Source organism: Kangiella sp., from assembly GCF_014762745.1.
In the GTDB taxonomy this organism is placed as follows: domain Bacteria; phylum Pseudomonadota; class Gammaproteobacteria; order Enterobacterales; family Kangiellaceae; genus Kangiella.
This window is the reverse complement of sequence record NZ_JABURJ010000136.1, coordinates 1-1,957: the sequence shown is the minus strand read 5'-3', so window position 1 is coordinate 1,957 and position 1,957 is coordinate 1. Positions and strand designations below refer to the sequence as shown.

2 protein-coding genes are annotated in these 1,957 nt (G+C 44.8%); one reads left to right on the top strand and one right to left on the bottom strand.

Translation table 11 applies throughout. From position 1 onward, the window contains the following. Positions 1–170: 170 nt before the first annotated feature. On the bottom strand, positions 171–749 hold the full coding sequence (locus HUJ19_RS12065; protein ID WP_290624449.1) for a hypothetical protein: 579 nt from the start codon (positions 747–749) through the stop codon (positions 171–173). Between the two features lie 188 nt (positions 750–937). Between HUJ19_RS12065 and ribF the strand changes: the two genes are divergently transcribed. Next, the gene (gene ribF / locus HUJ19_RS12060) at positions 938–1,873 is read left to right on the top strand and encodes a bifunctional riboflavin kinase/FAD synthetase (RefSeq protein ID WP_290624448.1); all 936 of its coding nucleotides are present in this window, start codon (positions 938–940) and stop codon (positions 1,871–1,873) included. Positions 1,874–1,957: the final 84 nt, after the last annotated feature.

Here is a 1,957-nt window from a genome sequence, read left to right as displayed (position 1 = left end):
TGGGCGATAGAAAGATAGCTAATCATTCTATCAGGAGAGATACAAGGATGGGTTAGACAAAGTCGTAACCCATCAATTCAACTTGTTGGGTTACGAAGCAAGCTTCTAACCCAACCTATACCAACTACACCAACTACTTTTCAGGTGAAGGGAAAGAACTTAAATTTAAGTTATTTCTCTTCAACTAACTTCAACACTGCTTTATATCGTGGCTGTTGGTGGCGCTCCAGATAATAGGTCAGTTCCTGGGTTTCTGGATTGTACTCCAGCATCCAGACGTTACTTTCGGCTTCAGGAATCATCTCAAAGGTGTAGTCGTCAGCGTGGAAAAATTGCTTATATTGAGTCGGCTGTTCGCCTTTATAGGGTGCGGAATAGCCGCCATAAAGGGTTTGTTCATCAGGCGTACCATCTTCATGACGATGGTCATGGCGTAATCTTAAACCGTTGTCAGTCTTGTAGATTATCCAGGTTCTGGATTTATCTTCGCCAACATGAAATGGAATAGAAACATAACGCGGGCCACAGCCATCAATGGTTGCAACCAGCTTTTTGCCTGCAAAGTCATGATTGGGATCATCAGGATAGGTCGACTTGCCAACAAACTGGCTGCCGCACATATGAGCAAGGTTGTTAAAAAAAGCCTGCTCCTCATCGGTTAAGTCATAATCGGGTGAGAAAAAGCAGACACAGCTGGTGAGCAAAAGGCTGGCCAGGAATACGAATAAGGTTTTTAGTTGTGTTTTCATAAAGTTAGAAGTTTTCCATCGCGGTTCGGGAGTAGGTCATATATTGGCAGGTTATCCGACTTGGTTCAATTCCGATGAAATATGGCTAATTTATTGAAAGGTGGTTAATTCCTGACCCATAGTCCGCTATAATTGCCCGCTTTGAACGGCTCGACGTCGCTGCCCATCGCTTGGAGAATATTGCGTTCATGCGCTTAATTCGTGGTCTTTACAGTTGTCCCTCAAACCTGTTTGCGCAGGGTAGCGTGGCAACCATTGGTAATTTTGATGGCGTCCATCTGGGCCATCAGGCAATTATCCAGCGATTAACATCTAAAGCCAAAGCTTTATCTCTACCAAGCGTAGTTGTTGTATTTGAGCCACACCCGCAAGAATTTTTTCGGCCTGACGCTGCTCCGGCCAGGCTTTTCAAGCTGACTGACAAGCTATTGGCTCTGAAAGATTTAGGTGTGGATTACGTCCTGTGTTTGCGGTTTAATCGAGAGCTGGCCGAGCTAAGCGCAGAAGATTTTATCCGCCGAGTGCTGGTCGAAACTTTACGAGTGCAACACCTGTTTATTGGTGATGACTTCAAGTTTGGTTATCAGAGAAAAGGTGACTTTGCTTTATTGAAGCAGACCGACCATTTTCCAGTCGAAGCCAACCAGACTGTTGTACAAAACATTGACACAGAGGATGTCCGGATTAGCAGCAGCCTGGTGCGACAGGCAATTGCCGATAATGACTTTGCGCGTGCAGAAAAACTGCTGGGGCGACCTTATCGCTTTCGTGGCCGGGTAGCGCATGGCGACAAACAGGGCAGAACGATTGGTATTCCTACTGCTAATATCGCCTTGAAACGGATTAGAAGCCCACTGCATGGCGTGTACGCAGTTAAGGTGTTGGGTATCAGCGGTACGTCTATTAAAGGTGTTGCCAATGTTGGTAAGAAACCCACGCTGAATGAGCGGAAAGAGCGTCTGGAAGTGCATCTGCTGAATTTTGACGGCGATGTGTATGGAAAACACCTGACCATAGAGCCGATTGCGAAAATTCGTGATGAGCAAAAATTTGGTGGTAAAGATGAGCTGATTGAGCAGATTCATCGTGACATAGAAAGGGCGAAACAGCTGTTTGCCAAATAGCCTTTTATTTCATTTTTTTTATTTTATTCAAACAAAACAGAGTAGTAGCTTAAATGAGCGATTATAAAGACACATTAAATCTAC

Excerpts from the sequence above, each read along its gene's own strand:
- HUJ19_RS12065 (WP_290624449.1), bottom strand. The coding sequence starts at position 749 with ATGAAAACACAACTAAAAACCTTATTCGTATTCCTGGCCAGCCTTTTG.
- ribF (WP_290624448.1), top strand. The coding sequence starts at position 938 with ATGCGCTTAATTCGTGGTCTTTACAGTTGTCCCTCAAACCTGTTTGCG.